We start from the raw sequence: 15,559 nt of genomic DNA, 5'->3' as shown, positions 1-15,559 counted from the left end.
TCCTCAGACCAGGTGCAAGGCATTGAGCAGCAGGTCGATCAGCTTGATCCCGGCAAATGGCACGACGATGCCACCCAGCCCGTAGATCAGCAGGTTGCGCCGCAGCAGGTGCGCCGCGCTCGCTGCCTGCACGCGCACACCCCGCAGCGCCAGCGGAATCAGCACGATGATGATCAGCGCGTTGAACACGATGGCCGAGAGGATCGCGCTCTGCGGGCTGGCCAGCTGCATCAGGTTGAGCACCCCCAGCTGCGGATAGATGGCGGCGAACAGCGCCGGCAGGATGGCGAAGTACTTGGCCACGTCGTTGGCGATGGAGAAAGTGGTCAGCGCCCCGCGGGTCACCAGCAACTCCTTGCCCACCTGCACCACGTCCAACAGCTTGGTCGGGTCGCTGTCCAGGTCGACCATGTTGGCGGCCTCACGCGCCGCCTGGGTACCATCGTTCATGGCCATGCCGACGTCCGCCTGGGCCAGCGCCGGGGCGTCGTTGGCACCGTCACCGCACATGGCCACCAGGCGGCCATCGTTCTGCTCCTGGCGAATGCGTGCCAGTTTCTTCTCCGGCGTGGCTTCGGCGAGCACATCATCCACCCCCGCTTCGGCAGCAATGGCTGCAGCGGTCAGCGGGTTGTCACCGGTCACCATCACCGTGCGGATGCCCAGCTTGCGCAGCTCGGCGAAACGCTCGCGGATGCCCGGCTTGACCACGTCCTTGAGGTGAATCACGCCGAGCAGGCGCTTGTCCAGGCACACCAGCAGCGGAGTGCCACCACTCTGGGCGATGCGCTCCACTTCACGGGCCAACGCGGCGGGCAGGTCGAGGCGCTGCATGCCGACGAACGCCAGCACCGCATCGACGGCACCCTTGCGGTAGCGGTGCTGCTGGAAGTCGATGCCCGACAGGCGCGTCTCGGCGCTGAAGGCGATTGCCTGGTACTGCCCGGGCGACGGCTCGATGAAGTCGTGCAACTGGCGCAGGTATTCGACGATCGACTTGCCCTCGGCGGTGTCATCGGCCAGCGAGGCAAGCAAGGCGCCCTCCCCCAGTTCCTTGGCGGTCACCCCTTGGGCGGCGTGCAGGGCGCTGCAGCGGCGGTTTCCGAAGGTGATGGTGCCGGTCTTGTCGAGCATCAGCGTATGCACGTCGCCGGCCGCCTCCACCGCTCGCCCGGAACGGGCGATCACATTCAGGCGCACCAGGCGGTCCATGCCGGCGATGCCGATGGCCGAGAGCAGCCCCCCGATAGTGGTGGGAATCAGCGTCACCAGCAGCGCGGCGAGGAAGATCAGCGGCAGGCTGCCACCGGCAAAACGGGCGAACGGCTGCAGGGTCACCACCACGATCAGGAAGATCAGGGTCAGGCCGATCAGCAGGATGTCGAGGGCGATTTCGTTGGGGGTCTTCTGCCGCTTGGCGCCTTCAACCAGGGCGATCATGCGGTCCAGGGTCGATTCGCCGGGGTTGCTGGTGATGCGGATCAGCAGCCAGTCGGACACCAGCCGGGTGTTGCCGGTAACGGCCGAACGGTCGCCCCCGGATTCACGGATGACTGGCGCAGATTCGCCGGTGATGGCCGCTTCGTTGACCGCCGCGATGCCTTCGAGGACCTCGCCGTCACCGGGGATCATCTCGCCGGCCACCACGCGCACCACATCGTCCTTGCGCAACGCCGTGGCAGCGACGCTCTCGAAACTGCCATCGCGTTTGCGCCGCTGCGCCATCAAACCCTGGCTACCGGCCTTGAGGCTGTCGGCGCGGGCCTTGCCACGGCCTTCGGCGAGGGCCTCGGCGAAGTTGGCGAACAGTACGGTGAACCACAGCCACAGGGCGATCTGCGCGGCAACGCCGGTGCTGACGCCATTGCCAGGCGCGAAACACAAAGCGGTAGTGAGGATGGCCGTCAGGGCGACCACCAACATCACCGGCGCGCGCTTGAGCTGACGTGGGTCGAGCTTGACGAAGGCCTGCACCAGCGCTGGGCGCCACAGGGCGGCGAAACGGGTCTGGTCCTTGGCGCTGTGCGAGGTTTTCACTTCGGGAATGGGCATGTTCATGGATGATTCCTCAGAAACCCAGGCTCAGTTGTTCGGCGATCGGCCCGAGGGCCAGGGTCGGCAGGAAGGTCAGGCCACCGACCAGCAGGATGGTTACCAGCAACAGGCAGGCGAACAGCGGGCCGTGGGTAGGAAAACTGTTCAGGCCCTGGGGCGCGCTCTTCTTCGCCGCCAGGCTGCCAGCCAGGGCAAGGATCGGCAGGATGTAGCCGAAGCGGCCAATCAGCATGGCCAGGCCGATCATCACGTTGTGGAACACGGTGTTAGCGCCAAATCCGGCGAAAGCCGAGCCATTGTTGGCGGTGGCCGAGGTATAGGCGTAAAGCAGCTGACTGAAGCCATGGGCGCCCGGGTTGCTTACCGCGCTGGCTGGCCCTGGCAGGCTGGCGGCGATGGCCGCGAGCACCAGTACGCCAACTGGCATCACCAACAGGGTCGCCACCAGCAGCTGCACTTCCCGCGCCTGCAACTTCTTGCCCAGGTATTCGGGCGTGCGGCCGATCATCAGGCCGGCCAGGAACACAGCAATCAGCACGAACAGCAACATACCGTAGAGCCCCGCACCGACGCCGCCGAAAATCACCTCGCCGACCATCATGTTGACCATCGCGACCATGCCGGTCAGCGGGTTGAGGCTATCGTGCATGGCATTGACCGAGCCGTTGGAGGCTGCGGTGGTGGTCACCGTCCACAGCACCGAACCGGTGGTGCCGAAGCGGCTCTCCTTACCTTCCATGGGCGCGCTCTGTTGCACCTGGGCGCTTTCCAGTGCCGGGTTCGGCTGAAGTTCCGACCACAGCGCAGTGGCGCCGCCAAGCAGGAACAGGCCGAACATGCAGGCAATGATTGCGCGGCTCTGGCGCAGGTCCTTGACGTAGTGACCAAAGGTGAACACCAGTGCCACCGGGATCAGGATGATCGAGGCCACCTCGAACAGGTTGCTCCAGGCCGTGGGGTTCTCGAACGGGTGCGCCGAGTTGACGCCGAAGAAGCCGCCACCGTTGGTACCCAGCTGCTTGATGGCGATCTGGCTGGCGGCCGGGCCCAGCGGGATGGTCTGGTCAGCCCCCTGCAGGGTCACGGCGTGGGCGTAGTCGGCGAAGGTCTGAGGCACACCCTGCCAGACCAGCAGCAGCGCCAGCAGCAGGCACAGCGGCAGCAGGCCGTAGAGGGTGGCGCGGGTCATGTCGACCCAGAAGTTGCCCAGGCTGGTGGTGGAACGGCGAGCGATGCCGCGGCACAGCGCGACCAGCACGGCCAGGCCGGTGGCGGCGCTGACAAAGTTCTGCACGGTCAGGCCGAGCATCTGGCTCAGGTAGCTGACCGAGGCCTCGCCACTGTAGGCCTGCCAGTTGGTGTTGGTGACGAAACTCACCGCCGTGTTGAACGCCAGCGACCATTCCTGGCCGGGCAGGTGCTGGGGGTTGAGTGGCAGGTAGCCTTGCAGCAGCAGCACGGCGAACAGCAACAGGAAGCCCGCCAGGTTGAAGGCCAGCAGGGCCAGGGTGTACTGCTGCCAGTTCTGCTCCTGGTCGGCGCGCACGCCGGCCAGGCGATAGCAGCCCCGCTCAACCGGCCCAAGCACGGGCGTCAGCCAGGTGCGCTGCCCTTCCATGACCTTGTAGTAGAAGCGCCCAAGCCAAGGTGCCGGCAACAGCACGATGGCGAAAAAAGCCACTAGCAAAGCGTAATCGTAACTGTGCATGGCCGCTCCCTAGCTGCGATCGGCGCGCAGCAGCGCCACCAGCAGGTAAACCGCCAACGCCACTGCCAGTAGCAGTGACAGACCGTCGAGCATGTACATGAGTGGAACTCCCCTTTTGGCGGCTTGTACCGCTTTGGGGGAATTGTCCGAGCGAGGGGCGTAAAGGGGCGAGACCAGGGGGTGGGGGTGGGAATAAAGAATGCGTAAAGATGAGATTTTTTGAATGCCTGCACTGGCCGCCCCGATTTACCCGCGAAGCGGCCAGTACAGGTTTACTGCTGGGCCTGCGCCGAATTGCGGCTCCAGTCCAGCAGCAGGCTGTAGCCGACCGCCAGCAAGGTCGGGCCGATGAACAGGCCGATGAAACCAAAGGCGATCAAACCGCCGAACACGCCGAGCAGCACGATCACCAGCGGCAGGTTGCCGCCGCGACTGATCAGGTACGGCTTGAGCACGTTGTCCACGCCGCTGATGACGAAGGTGCCCCAGATGCCCAGGAACACCGCCATGCCGTACTCACCCTTCCACACCAGCCAGCCGGTCGCCGGGATCCACGCCAGCGGTGGCCCCATAGGAATCAGGCTGAGCATGAAGGTCACCAGCCCCAGCACGATCGCCCCGGGCACCCCGGCGATCAGGAAGCCGATCAACGCCAGCAGGGCCTGGGCCGCAGCCGTGCCGATCACGCCGTTGACCACCCGTTGCACGGTGCCGGCCACCAGCTCCAGGTAGTAATCGGCACGCTCGCCCACCAGCCGGTTCAGCAGACGCAACACGAATGCCGACAGGCGCGGCCCGTCACGGTAGAAGAAGAACACGAACACCAGGCTCAGGGTCAGCTCCAGCACACCGCTGCCGATCTGCGCACTGCGCGCCAGCAACCAGTTACCGACTTGCCCCAGGTAAGGTTTCACCGACGCCAGCAGGGCTGCGCCTTGCTGGTCGAGGGATTGCCACCAGCTGACCAGGCGCTCGCCAACGAAGGGAATGCCGCCGAGCCAGTCAGGCGCATCGGGCAGGCCATCGACCTGCACGTCACGGACAAAGGCGGTGGCATCGCGGATGTGGTCGGCCAGGTTGAAGCCCAGCCACACCAGCGGCAAGGCGACGATCAGGATCCAGGCCGTGGTCAGCAGGCTGGCGGCCAGGGTTTCGCGCCCCCCCAGCAGACGCGTCAGCAGGCGCATCAGCGGCCAGCTGGCAAAGGCCAGGATGGCCCCCCACAACAACGCGGATATGAACGGTGCCATGACCCACAGGGCGGCACCGAGCAGCGCCAGCAGCAGAATCTGGATCAGCAGGCGGTCATTGTTGGCCATGGTGGCGCTCACTCAACGAATCAGTTCCAGGTGCAGGCCATCGGTAGGTGCAGTGCCGACTTCGAGCCGGCCTTCACGCACGCCAGCTTTGACCAGTTGTTCGCGCCAGGCCCCAGCCTGGGCGCCACTCAAGCTCGCGCGCAAGGTGCTGTCAAGGTTCAGACTGCGTGCCAGCAAGGTCACCCAGCTGTCCCTTGGCTCAGCCAGGTCAGGGTAGTCGAGCTTGCCGGTGTCGCGCATTTCCCGCAGCACGGTGGCGGCGGTGGGCAGTATTTCACCCAGCGGGCTGCTGGCGACGAACTCTTCCACATGCAGGTAGGCGCGGCGGTTACCACGGGTGACGCTGTACAGCGCAACCAGGGTGTCGGCCTCCTCGGCCGAGCGGCGCAGGAGGATGAACGCCTGCTGCTCGTCACCGCCGTTCAACCGGGCATTGGCGAACACATCGTTGGCCCACAGGCTGCCTTCGCCACAATCGCGGCCCTGGCACCAGAACAGCGGGTAGCCGCCGTCATGCTGCAGCGTTTCGCGGGCGCTGGTGAAGGCTTCGCGGGCACTGCGCTCGACCGGCAGCTCGTAAGTGACCGAGCTGACCTGGCCGCGGCTTTCGATCTTGTCTTCGACGCGCAGGCGGCCGCTGATCTTGCGCAGCGGGCCCATGGGGTAGACACGTTCCTGCTCCACGGCCGGGCGCTGGTCGACCACCTTGGCGTCCACCGGCACCGGCAGGCTGCCGGCCCAAAGCAAGGGGCTGGCCAGCACTAGGCAGGCGGCGAAGGCAGTACGGATGGAAACGGGCGCACTCATCGGCGACCCATGCGGCGCGGCGCGCCGGGTTGAAGCTCCAGGATATCTGGCAGTTGCATGGTTGTCTCCCTGTTCAACCCGCCCAGCCTCGGCACTTGCCCGGTGCAAGTCAAGCAAAGCCAAAGAAGCGATTGAAACAGTCTGCGACAAGGGCCGCACCCTGTTCATCGTTCAAGTGCAGGTGATGCCCGCCGGGCAACAGCGTCTGCGCAAAGGGTAGCTGCTCCAGCAGCTCGGTGTGGCGCGCCAGCATCCCGTCAGCGGCCACCACCAGGCTGGCCGGGCAACTCACCCGCCGCACGTAGGCCATGGCCTGGGCCTGGCTCAGGCGCACCGGCGAGGGCAAGGTCAGGCGGCTGTCGCTGCGCCAGCTGTAACCGCCGGGCACCGGCATCAGGCCGCGTTGGGCCAGCAGCTCGGCGGCTTCCCGACTGACCGCGACCATGCCCTTCATGCGCGCCTGCACGCCCTCCTCCAGGCTCGTGTAAACGGACTTGCGCTTGCCGTCCAGGCGCAGCTGGGCCTGAAGGGCCATGCCCAGGCGTTCAGCGGCATCCTGCTCGGCACCCGTGGGGGGAATGACTCCATCGATCAAGGCCAGATGGCTGACCCGGTCGGGCAAGGCACCGGCCAGCTGCACCGAAATGATCGCGCCCAACGAATGCCCGAGCAGGGCAAAACGCTGCCAGCCCAGCTGTTCGGCAACCCGCAGCACATCGTGGGCGTAATCGGCCAAGGCATAACCCGCGCCCAATGGACGGTGCTCGGAATAACCGTGCCCGGCCAGATCGAGGGCGACGATGCGCAGCCCGTTCAACCGCGGTGCCAGGCGGGCGAAGCTGTTGGCGTTGTCCAGCCAGCCGTGCAAGGCGATCACCGGCAGTCCATCGTCCGGGCCGAACAGGTGGGCGGCCAGCTCGATATGGCCCAGGCTCAGGCGGACTTCCTCGACCTGGGTGCTCATGCCTGGCTCCAGCGGTCGAACAGGCCCTTGATCAGGCTGGCGGTGTCGGTCGGCCGTTCCAGCGGGAACATGTGCCCGCCCGGCACGCTGTGATACTCGCCCCGAGGCATGCCGCGCACCGCCAGTGCATGGTGGCGGCGGATGACCGTGCTGCGCTCGCCACGCACCATCGCCAGCGGCACCTGCAACTGGCGCGCGGGCGCCGGGCTGGCGTGGGGGATGCTGCGGTAGATGCTGATTTCCGTGGCCGGGTCGAAGCGCAGGCGCAAGCCATCCTCGCCCACTTGCAGGCCATGCTCGAGGTAGGCCTCCAGGCAATCCGGGTCGAAGTGGCGAAACAGCGACTTGCTGGCAAAGTAGGTACGTGCGCTGTCACGGTCGGCGAAGGCTTCACGCCGCCCGAGGGTGCGGCCAGCCGGGGTGATGCGGTCGATGAAGCCGAAACGCTTGGCGGTGCGCAGCAGCCATTGGTCAGCACGGGTCAGCACCGGTGAGTCGAGCATCACCACGCCACGGTACAACTCGGGCCGACGCAAGGCCGCGTGCAGATGCAGCACGCCACCCAGAGAATGACCGACACCCCAGACCGGCCCCTCCTGCTGCGCCAGGTGGTGCAGCAGTTCATCGACCAGGTTCTGCCAGTTGTCGTCCACCGGAAAGCGCGGGTCGTGGGCATGCTGGGCCAGGTGACTGACCTGATAATCCGGCGCCAGGGCGGCGAACAGCTTGCCGTAGGTGGCCGAAGGAAAACCGTTGGCATGGGCGAAGAAGATCTGCTGCGACATGGCGCCTGGTCCGGACGGGGATGATGGCCCATTGTCGGCATCGCGCTGGCACACGGCAACGTCTGTAATTGTCATCGCCAAGGGCAATCAGGTCATGCCGACTTGTCGAAACTGGCCAGCGAACGGCGCAGGCATGCCTGCATGTAGGTAATCTGGCTCTCCAGTGCCTCACGGGCCAGGCGTTGGTCCTTGAGATCGAGCTGCAGGCGGCGCAAGGCCAGGCAGCTGGTCTGCAGCAGTTGAGACATACGCATGCAGGATTGCTGCAAGTCGTGCAGGTCCTGCTCGACATACAGGTTATCCAGTGGCTGCTGCTCGATCTTGTCGCGAATTCTGCCCATCAGGTGATAGAGCTTGGCGTCGGCTGCTTCTCTCAGCAGGCTGTACTGGGCGAAATCGAGTCGCTCGTTGCGCTGCACGGCTTCAATCGTGGGTTGCAGGTCCACAGAGCGCAAAAGCTCGTACATCAACCCGATCATTCGGCGCTCCCTGTCTTTTTGTTTAGCGGTGACTCCGGCGCCAAGCATCCATTGGATCCAAAATATTGGCAACTGACAAAAATGCCAGTTGCTCCCGCTCAGTCAGGCGCATTAAGCGCGCGCAACGTCATCAGCCCTGCCAGCGGCCAGCCACCTTCCAGCACCGCCAGACTGGCCGTGCTCATCCCTGCCGGCTGCTGTACATGGCCATGCTCCAGCATGCCGACCAGCGAACCCACCAGTGGCTGGTGACTGACCAGCAACACATGCTCCAGCCCCAGGCGCTCGATTTCGCCGATCACCTGCCGCACATCGCTATCGGGTGTCAGCCACGGCACGGTGCGCACAGGTTCGGCGAAGCCCAGGGTGTCATGCACCAGGGCCGCCGTCTGTTGCGCACGTACGTACGGGCTGGCAATAATCGCCTGCAACGGCTGGCCCAGCAGGTGCGCCGCACTGCGCAGCACCTGCTCGCGCCCATGGGCCGTCAGGCGCCGCTCGGCGTCGCTGTTGGCCCGCGGCTCCGCCTCGCCGTGGCGCAGCACCCACAGCTTCACAGCTTGGGCTCCTCGTCACGCACCGGGTGCGGCGCCGGCGCCACGGCATGTGGCGCTTCGCCTTGCGGCGCACGCGCTACCGGCCAGTCGGCGAATGGCCAGGGCTTCTGGTCAGTGTGGAAGGTACCGAAACGGCCGATCTGCGCCAGGTACTGGCTGAGGCTGTCACCAAAGTTCATCAGGCTGGCGCTCGGCGCGCCATAGATCAGGCGATAGATCAGCTGCACCAGCACCAGGCCGCCGAGCAGCAGCTCGGCCAGCTGCCAGACCACCAGGAACACCAGCATCCACAGCACCCGCAGGATGATCGACTCGCGCTGGGCGCGCTCGGGGGTATCGTTCATGTGCTGCTCCTTTGCTTAATTGAAACCGCTGATGGAAATGAAATCGACGTCGGTCTTGGGCTCGGCGCGCATCAGGCGTTCGATCACCTGGGTCAGCGTGCGGCCTTCGAACAGGATGGCGTGCAGCCCGGCCACCAGCGGCATGTACACCTGCACCTCCTCGGCCTTGGCCTTGAGCACCTTGAGCGTGTTGACCCCTTCGGCCACCTCGCCCAGGCGGCTGACCGCCTCGTCCAGGCTCAAGCCCTGGCCGAGGGCGTGGCCGACCTGGTAGTTGCGGCTCTTGGGCGACGAGCAGGTGACGATCAGGTCACCGACACCGGCCAGCCCGAGGAAGGTCATGGGGTTGGCACCCTGGCTGACGGCAAAGCGGGTCATTTCGGCCAGCGCGCGGGTGATCAGCATGCTCTTGGTGTTCTCGCCCATGCCCAGGGCTACGGCCATGCCGGCGATGATGGCGTAGACGTTCTTCAGCGCGCCGCCCAGTTCGACACCGAAGCGGTCGCTGCTGGCATAGACCCGGAAGGTGCGCCCATGCAGCACGTCCTGCACCTGTTGGCACAGTTGTTCGTCTTCACTGGCGACCACGGTGGCGGTCAGGGCGTGCTCGGCAATCTCGCGGGCCAGGTTGGGGCCGGACAGTACGCCGATGCGGGCCTGGGGCGCGATTTCCTCGAGGATCTGGCTCATCAGCTTGAAGCTGTGCGCCTCGATACCCTTGGTCAGGCTGACCAGGCATTTGCCGCGCAGCAGCTCGGCATGCGGCGCCAGTACGCTGCGCAGGGCACTCGAAGGCAGCGCAACGAAGATCAGGTCGCAGGCTTGCAAGGTGGCCAGCAGGTCGTTGACCGGCTCGACACCGTCCTGCAGGCGGATGCCCTTGAGGTAGCGCGGGTTCTCGCGGTTGACCCGCATCGCCTCGGCCTGCTCGGGGTCGCGCATCCATTGAAGCACCGACACGCCATTCTCGGCCAGCAGGTTCGCCACAGCGGTGCCGAAGCTGCCGCCTCCCAGAACTGCAACAGGTTGCTGTTCAGTCATATTCAATCCGTTAAAGCCATTAAGTTAAGTGGCGACCCAGCCATTATACGGCGCGCCTGCGACAGAACCAGTGGTGGGGCTGGTTCGCCCTGGGATATTCGGCGCCTGTGAGATCGAGCGCCGCCCGCGCGGCGCATCGCGAGCTTTGCTCGCTCCTACGTTTGTTTCGGGCCAGTAACGCCTGTGACAGGCGCGCGCGACCGCCTTGTTGGTACGACACGATATCGAGTCATGCGCCAAGGCGTCCGCGCGCAAATCCCACAGGATAAACTGGCCCGAAACAAACGTAGGAGCGAGCAAAGCTCGCGATGCGCCGCGCGGGCGGCGCTCGATCTCACAGGCGCTGAAACCCTCAAGACATGCCTCCCCCGCCCCAAACATCACGCCAGACCCGCAAATCCCCCGCAGCCCACTGGCAAAACCCTCCCGGTCGGTTACCATGCCTGTTTCAATCCTGAGACAAGGCTGTCCTGTGTTCCCTGGCCCGCCCCCCTACCCTCGCCTGTTACTCCTGACCGCCCTGCTCGGCGGCTCGGCCATGGCCGACGACTTGTTCATCGACAACTCCGACCTGCCGCAGGTTCTGACCGCCACACGCCTGAAACAATCCCCGGCAGCAGTGCCGGGCAGCATGACCGTGCTCGACAACGAACTGATTCGCGCCAGCGGCGCGCGCGATATTCCCGAACTGCTGCGCCTGGTACCGGGGATGATGATCGGCTATGGCGCCGGCAACCAGCCAACCGTCAACTACCATGGCAGCAACGTCAACGAAGCACGGCGCATGCAGGTGCTGATCGACGGCCGCTCGGTATACCGCGCCGGCCTCGCCACAGTGGACTGGAGCGACATTCCGGTGGCCATCGAGGACATCGAGCGCATCGAGGTGTTCCGCGGCCCCAACACCGTCAGCTACGGCGCCAACGCGCTGATGGCAGTGGTCAACATCCTCACCCGCAACCCGGCCGACAGCCACGGTACACGGATGAAACTGACCCGCGGCCAGGACGGCATCAACGACTATTACCTCAGCCACGGCTTCGGCTGGGACGGTGGCGACCTGCGCCTGTCGGTGTCCGGCCAGCAGGACGACGGCTTCGATGAGAACCAGTTCGGCCAGGACTATCGCGACAGCCGCCGCCTGAACCGCTTCAACCTCAGTGTCAGCCACGTGCTGGCACCGGACCAGACCCTGGAATGGCAACTGGCGGCCAAGGAAGGCAGTAACCAGCGGCCGTATACCTATCAGCCGGTGTTCCCCTACGTCACCCAGACCGGCGACAACGCCGACGTCAACGCCAAGGACTATGCCGGCTCGGTACGCTGGAACATAGACTTCAACCCCGAGCACAGCCTGTATGTGCAGGGATCGGCCCAGCATTTCGACCGCCAGCAGGTCTGGCGCGCCTGCGACGCCGCGCTGTCGTTCAGCCCCGAGCTGACCCGCTTGTGGCAGATGAACCCCGACTTCGCCGAAAAGGTCGCCCGCGGGGCGAACAACCCGCCGAGCAGCAGCAACCCTGAAGAACAGGCGCTGGTCGATGCGATCAAGGACCAGTGGAACAACCAGGGCGGCAAGAACGTGGTCTGCGGTGATGTCGACCAGAGCACCCGCGAAACCCGCTATGACCTGGAAGTGCAGGACACCCTGAGCCTCACCGACAGCCTGCGCCTGCTCAGTGGCATGAACTACCGCTATGATCGCGCCGATTCGCAGACCTACTTCAACGGCAGCATCGACGACCAGACCTGGCGCCTGTTCGGCCAGCTGGAATGGCGCGCCGACGAGCACTGGATTGTCCAGGGCGGTGCGATGCTCGAGGATTCGCGGCTGTCCGGCAGCTCCCTGACCCCGCGCATGGCGGTCAACTACCTGATCACCCCGCGCCACGGCCTGCGCGCGGTGTACTCCGAGGCGGTGCGCTCGCCAGACATGTTCGAGAACAACGTCAACTGGAGCTACACGGTCAAGAACCTGACCCCCGCAGCGTTCGGCCAGCGCAATGCCGAGTACTTCGTCAAGACCCGCGGCCCTGGTGACCTCGAACAGGAACGCATGCGCTCACGCGAGCTGGGTTACAACGGCTACTTCAGCGACATCGACCTGACCATGGATGTGAAGCTGTTCTACGACGAGATCACTGGAATGATCAGCGAGCCCCTGAAGAACAATCAGTACATCGCCAGTAACGCCAACAAGGCTCGCTTCACCGGCAGCGAGGCGCAGTTCGACTGGCGCCTGGCGCCCCGCGATCGCCTGCGCCTGACCTATGCCTATGTCGATGCCTGGGCCAGCAACCCCGCCGACAGCGCCAACACGGCCCGCAACAGTGGTTCGGCCGGGTGGATGCGTGAATGGGGTGAAGGCTGGTCCAGCGCGCTGTTCTACTACGGTGACGATGCGCTCAACCAGTATCGCTACGAGCGCCTCGACCTGCGCGTGGCCAAGCGTTTTCGCATCCAGGGCAGCAACCTGGAATTGGCCGCGCTGTGGCAACAACGCCTGGACGACGAGCCGACCACGTTGATTCAGAACCGTTATGACAGCCGCCATCGCCTGAGCGTCAGTGCGGAGCTGGAGTTCTGATGGCCCGGCTGCTGCGCCTGCTGCTGATCTGCCTGTGGCCACTGGGTTCGCTGTCCGCCAGCGAAATCCTGCTGGTTGGCGGTGAAGATCAGCCTGGCGTGCGCAGCTTCGTCGAAGCCCTGCAAGGCCGCCGCAGCCATGACCAGGTGCACTTTCGCAGCGTCGCCGAGCTGAGCCGCCCCGGCCAGCTCAAGGCTGACGTGCGCCTGGTGCTGCTCGACAGCGCCGCGCTGGAGTGGCGCCTGGCTGAAAACAGCGGGCCGCCTGCCCTGGCCATGCGCATCAGCCGGGTACAGGCTGAACAACGCCTGGGAAAGTCGCGCCCCGCGTACCTGACGCTGCTGTGGAGCGACCCGCCCCTGGCCCGGCAGTTGCGCCTGGCCCGTTACCTGTTGCCGCAGGCCCAGCGCATCGGTGTGCTGTACGGTGAGCACAGCCACTTCCTGCTCGACGAACTGCGCCAGGCGGCACGCCCGCTGGGCCTGGAAATCGTCGCCCAGGACTGGCCGGACCAGCGCGACAGCCGCCCCTTGCAGCACCTGCTGGCCAGCAGCGACGTGCTGCTCGGCCTCGATGACCCCGAGCTGTACAACTCGAAGACGGCGAAGAACCTGCTGCTCAGCAGCTATGGCCGGCAGATGGCGCTGATCGGCCCGAACGCCGGTTTCGTCCGCGCCGGCGCCCTGGCCAGCACCTACAGCGACCAGGATGACTGGCTGGCCGTGCTCGACCAGTTGCTCGACCAATCCCCGGCGCGCTGGCCGCGCAGCCTGTACCCGACACGCTACGGCGTCAGCGGCAACCAGCAGGTGGCGCGCGCCCTGGGCCTTGAACCGATCGATCCGAAAGCCACCGCCAAGGCCCTGGCCGAAGGAGAACCCACCCCATGAGCAAACGCCTGAGCTGGGACATCCACACCCGCACCCAGATCATCAGCCTGGGCCCGGCACTGTTGCTGACCTTGCTGTTGATCAGCTTCTTCACCTTCGTGCGAATCCAGGATTTGCGCCAGGAGCTGAACCACACCGGGCAGCTGATTGCCAATCAGCTGGCGCCTGCATCCGAATACGGCGTCATATCCGGTAACAATGAAGTGCTCGAAGGCCTGATGCGCGCCACCCTGAGCATTCCGCACGTGCGTTTCCTCGAGGTGCAGGACAGCCGCAACCACATCCTGGTGTACGTCGAGCAGCAGGACGAGAGCAATAACCGGGCGCAGCAGGTGGAAGTGTTCCAGGCGCCGATCCGTCTGCAGCAGATCCGCCTGGACAGTGACTTCCTGCAACAGGGCAAGGCGCCGGCACCGGCCATCGGCGACGACTACCTGGGCCGGGTGATCGTCGGCATGTCCGACGATGCCTTCAGCCAGCGCCAGCAGGAGATCGTGATCAAGGCCGGCATCCTCGCGCTGTTCGCCCTGCTGTTCACCTTCCTCCTTGCCCGCCGCCTGGCCCTGAGCCTGGCCAAGCCGATCAGCGACATGGGCCACGCGGTCAAGGCCATCCAGCAGGGTGAGTACAACGCGCCACTGCCAGTGGTCGACGACAGCGAGCTCGGCCACCTGGCGCGCCACATCAACAACCTGGCCAACGCCCTGGACCAGGCCAGCGCCGAACAGAAACGGGCCATCGCCCAGTTGATCCAGGCACGCGAGGAAGCCGAACAGGCCAACGGCGCCAAGTCGGAGTTTCTGGCGATGATGAGCCACGAACTGCGCACCCCCATGAACGGTGTGCTGGGCATGCTGCAATTACTGGAAACCACCCAGCTGACCAGCGAACAGGCCGAATACACGGCGGTGGCCAGCGAGTCCACCGGGCACTTGCTGAAAGTCATCAATGACATCCTCGACTTCTCGCGGATCGAACGCACCACGCTGGAGCTGGAGCACATCGACTTCAACCTGGGCGAGCTGATCGCCAGCAGCGTCCAGTCATTCCAGCACAGCGCCCAACAGCGCGGCCTGGAGCTGCACCTGCAACTGCCGGCGGAGGGCGCACAGCCGCAGGTGGTAGGCGACCCGACACGCATCCGCCAGATTCTGCTCAACCTGATCGGCAACGCCCTGAAGTTCACCGAGCGCGGCCAGGTTCAGGTCGAGGCGCGCTGGCAGCTGCTCGACCGGCAATTGCTGTGGTTCACCTGCAGCGTGCGTGACACCGGCATCGGCATCGACAGCGAACGCCTGGAAATGATGTTCGTCGCCTTCCAGCAAGCCGACAGCTCGATTTCGCGGCGCTATGGCGGCACTGGCCTGGGCCTGTCGATCGCCCGCACCCTGGCCGAACGCATGGGCGGCAAGCTGCGCGGCGAAAGCCGCGAAGGAATGGGCTCGACCTTCACTCTGGAAATGCCCCTGCCCCTGGCCAGCAGCGCACCGGCAACGCTGCCAGGCGCCTCAGCGAGCAGTACGCCGCTCGAGGTGGGTAAACGCATCCTGCTGGTGGAAGACAATCCGGTCAATCAAAGCGTCATCGAAGCCATGTTACGTAGCCTGGGGATGGAGGTCAGCGTGGCCCACGACGGTTTGCAGGCAGTGGAGCAGGTCAGCCAGCATCAGTTTGCCGCAGTGCTGATGGATTGCCGCCTGCCCCAGGTGGATGGCTACGAAGCCACCCGGCGTATCCGCCTGCTGCCGGCCTGCGGCCAATTGCCGATCATCGCCCTGACCGCCAATGCCTTGCAGGGTGACCGCGAGCGCTGCATGGCCGCCGGCATGAATGATTACCTGAGCAAACCGTTCCGCCGCACCGAGTTGCAACGGGTATTGCAGCGCTGGTTGCCTGGACGAACAGCGGCGACTGGCGATAAATGCTAAAGTGCGGCAGTCTTAAGTACTGGACAGGACCTAATTCGGACCTGAAAATAGACGTTTCAGTGCACACCTGTACTTCTTTCACCAGGTGCGCTGTG

General features: G+C 65.1%; 14 protein-coding genes. 3 read left to right on the top strand and 11 right to left on the bottom strand.

What is annotated here, in order from left to right; genetic code table 11:
• Positions 1-3: 3 nt before the first annotated feature.
• The 11 genes from kdpB to OCX61_RS08205 form a co-directional block, all read right to left on the bottom strand.
• Entirely contained in the window at positions 4-2,058 is a 2,055-nt protein-coding gene (gene kdpB, locus OCX61_RS08255) for a potassium-transporting ATPase subunit KdpB (protein ID WP_261943348.1), read from the bottom strand.
• A gap of 10 nt (positions 2,059-2,068) precedes the next feature.
• On the bottom strand, positions 2,069-3,763 hold the full coding sequence (gene kdpA, locus OCX61_RS08250) for a potassium-transporting ATPase subunit KdpA (RefSeq protein WP_261943347.1): 1,695 nt from the start codon (positions 3,761-3,763) through the stop codon (positions 2,069-2,071).
• A 9-nt stretch (positions 3,764-3,772) separates the two neighbouring features.
• Positions 3,773-3,862, bottom strand: coding sequence for a K(+)-transporting ATPase subunit F (kdpF, locus tag OCX61_RS08245; RefSeq protein ID WP_033696222.1), 90 nt, complete (start codon positions 3,860-3,862; stop codon positions 3,773-3,775).
• Between the two features lie 173 nt (positions 3,863-4,035).
• Positions 4,036-5,082, bottom strand: a complete 1,047-nt coding sequence (locus OCX61_RS08240) for an AI-2E family transporter (protein ID WP_261943346.1) — start codon at positions 5,080-5,082, stop codon at positions 4,036-4,038.
• Positions 5,083-5,094: 12 nt separating this feature from the next.
• Positions 5,095-5,889 carry a DUF4892 domain-containing protein gene (locus OCX61_RS08235; protein ID WP_261943345.1) on the bottom strand — a complete coding sequence of 265 codons (795 nt, stop codon included), beginning with the start codon at positions 5,887-5,889 and terminating at the stop codon, positions 5,095-5,097.
• A gap of 109 nt (positions 5,890-5,998) precedes the next feature.
• Positions 5,999-6,853, bottom strand: a complete 855-nt coding sequence (locus OCX61_RS08230) for an alpha/beta hydrolase (protein WP_261943344.1) — start codon at positions 6,851-6,853, stop codon at positions 5,999-6,001.
• Positions 6,850-7,638 carry an alpha/beta fold hydrolase gene (locus OCX61_RS08225; protein ID WP_261943343.1) on the bottom strand — a complete coding sequence of 263 codons (789 nt, stop codon included), beginning with the start codon at positions 7,636-7,638 and terminating at the stop codon, positions 6,850-6,852. The genes OCX61_RS08230 and OCX61_RS08225 overlap by 4 nt, the downstream gene beginning before the upstream one ends.
• 92 nt (positions 7,639-7,730) lie before the next feature.
• Positions 7,731-8,105, bottom strand: coding sequence for a hypothetical protein (locus tag OCX61_RS08220; RefSeq protein ID WP_261944284.1), 375 nt, complete (start codon positions 8,103-8,105; stop codon positions 7,731-7,733).
• A gap of 110 nt (positions 8,106-8,215) precedes the next feature.
• Positions 8,216-8,674: a phosphohistidine phosphatase SixA gene (sixA, locus tag OCX61_RS08215; protein WP_261943342.1), complete on the bottom strand. Its 459-nt coding sequence runs from the start codon at positions 8,672-8,674 to the stop codon at positions 8,216-8,218.
• Positions 8,671-9,018, bottom strand: coding sequence for a DUF4389 domain-containing protein (locus OCX61_RS08210; RefSeq protein WP_261943341.1), 348 nt, complete (start codon positions 9,016-9,018; stop codon positions 8,671-8,673). The genes sixA and OCX61_RS08210 overlap by 4 nt, the downstream gene beginning before the upstream one ends.
• A 15-nt stretch (positions 9,019-9,033) precedes the next feature.
• Entirely contained in the window at positions 9,034-10,059 is a 1,026-nt protein-coding gene (locus OCX61_RS08205; protein WP_261943340.1) for an NAD(P)H-dependent glycerol-3-phosphate dehydrogenase, read from the bottom strand.
• A gap of 439 nt (positions 10,060-10,498) precedes the next feature.
• Here OCX61_RS08205 and OCX61_RS08200 point away from each other — a divergent pair, with 439 nt between their 5' ends.
• From OCX61_RS08200 to OCX61_RS08190, 3 genes are read left to right on the top strand one after another with little or no spacing between them, the layout of a single operon-like run.
• Positions 10,499-12,646, top strand: coding sequence for a TonB-dependent receptor plug domain-containing protein (locus OCX61_RS08200; RefSeq protein ID WP_261943339.1), 2,148 nt, complete (start codon positions 10,499-10,501; stop codon positions 12,644-12,646).
• Positions 12,646-13,536 (top strand): ABC transporter substrate-binding protein, encoded by an 891-nt coding sequence (locus OCX61_RS08195; RefSeq protein ID WP_261943338.1) that lies wholly within the window; start codon positions 12,646-12,648, stop codon positions 13,534-13,536. Before OCX61_RS08200 ends, OCX61_RS08195 begins: the two co-directional genes overlap by 1 nt.
• Positions 13,533-15,464, top strand: a complete 1,932-nt coding sequence (locus OCX61_RS08190) for an ATP-binding protein (protein WP_261943337.1) — start codon at positions 13,533-13,535, stop codon at positions 15,462-15,464. The genes OCX61_RS08195 and OCX61_RS08190 overlap by 4 nt, the downstream gene beginning before the upstream one ends.
• The last annotated feature ends 95 nt before the right edge of the window (positions 15,465-15,559 follow it).

The organism is Pseudomonas sp. LRP2-20 (genome assembly GCF_024349685.1).
In the GTDB taxonomy this organism is placed as follows: Bacteria; Pseudomonadota; Gammaproteobacteria; order Pseudomonadales; family Pseudomonadaceae; genus Aquipseudomonas.
The sequence above is the reverse complement of the archived record's forward strand: the minus strand, read 5'-3'. Positions and strand labels throughout refer to the sequence as shown.

What these genes read in the sequence shown, in the direction of transcription:
- kdpB (WP_261943348.1), bottom strand. Translation starts at nt 2,058, where the DNA reads ATGAACATGCCCATTCCCGAAGTGAAAACCTCGCACAGCGCCAAGGAC.
- kdpA (WP_261943347.1), bottom strand. Translation starts at nt 3,763, where the DNA reads ATGCACAGTTACGATTACGCTTTGCTAGTGGCTTTTTTCGCCATCGTG.
- kdpF (WP_033696222.1), bottom strand. Translation starts at nt 3,862, where the DNA reads ATGTACATGCTCGACGGTCTGTCACTGCTACTGGCAGTGGCGTTGGCG.
- OCX61_RS08240 (WP_261943346.1), bottom strand. Translation starts at nt 5,082, where the DNA reads ATGGCCAACAATGACCGCCTGCTGATCCAGATTCTGCTGCTGGCGCTG.
- OCX61_RS08235 (WP_261943345.1), bottom strand. Translation starts at nt 5,889, where the DNA reads ATGAGTGCGCCCGTTTCCATCCGTACTGCCTTCGCCGCCTGCCTAGTG.
- OCX61_RS08230 (WP_261943344.1), bottom strand. Translation starts at nt 6,853, where the DNA reads ATGAGCACCCAGGTCGAGGAAGTCCGCCTGAGCCTGGGCCATATCGAG.
- OCX61_RS08225 (WP_261943343.1), bottom strand. Translation starts at nt 7,638, where the DNA reads ATGTCGCAGCAGATCTTCTTCGCCCATGCCAACGGTTTTCCTTCGGCC.
- OCX61_RS08220 (WP_261944284.1), bottom strand. Translation starts at nt 8,105, where the DNA reads ATGTACGAGCTTTTGCGCTCTGTGGACCTGCAACCCACGATTGAAGCC.
- OCX61_RS08210 (WP_261943341.1), bottom strand. Translation starts at nt 9,018, where the DNA reads ATGAACGATACCCCCGAGCGCGCCCAGCGCGAGTCGATCATCCTGCGG.
- OCX61_RS08205 (WP_261943340.1), bottom strand. Translation starts at nt 10,059, where the DNA reads ATGACTGAACAGCAACCTGTTGCAGTTCTGGGAGGCGGCAGCTTCGGC.
- OCX61_RS08200 (WP_261943339.1), top strand. Translation starts at nt 10,499, where the DNA reads ATGCCTGTTTCAATCCTGAGACAAGGCTGTCCTGTGTTCCCTGGCCCG.
- OCX61_RS08195 (WP_261943338.1), top strand. Translation starts at nt 12,646, where the DNA reads ATGGCCCGGCTGCTGCGCCTGCTGCTGATCTGCCTGTGGCCACTGGGT.
- OCX61_RS08190 (WP_261943337.1), top strand. Translation starts at nt 13,533, where the DNA reads ATGAGCAAACGCCTGAGCTGGGACATCCACACCCGCACCCAGATCATC.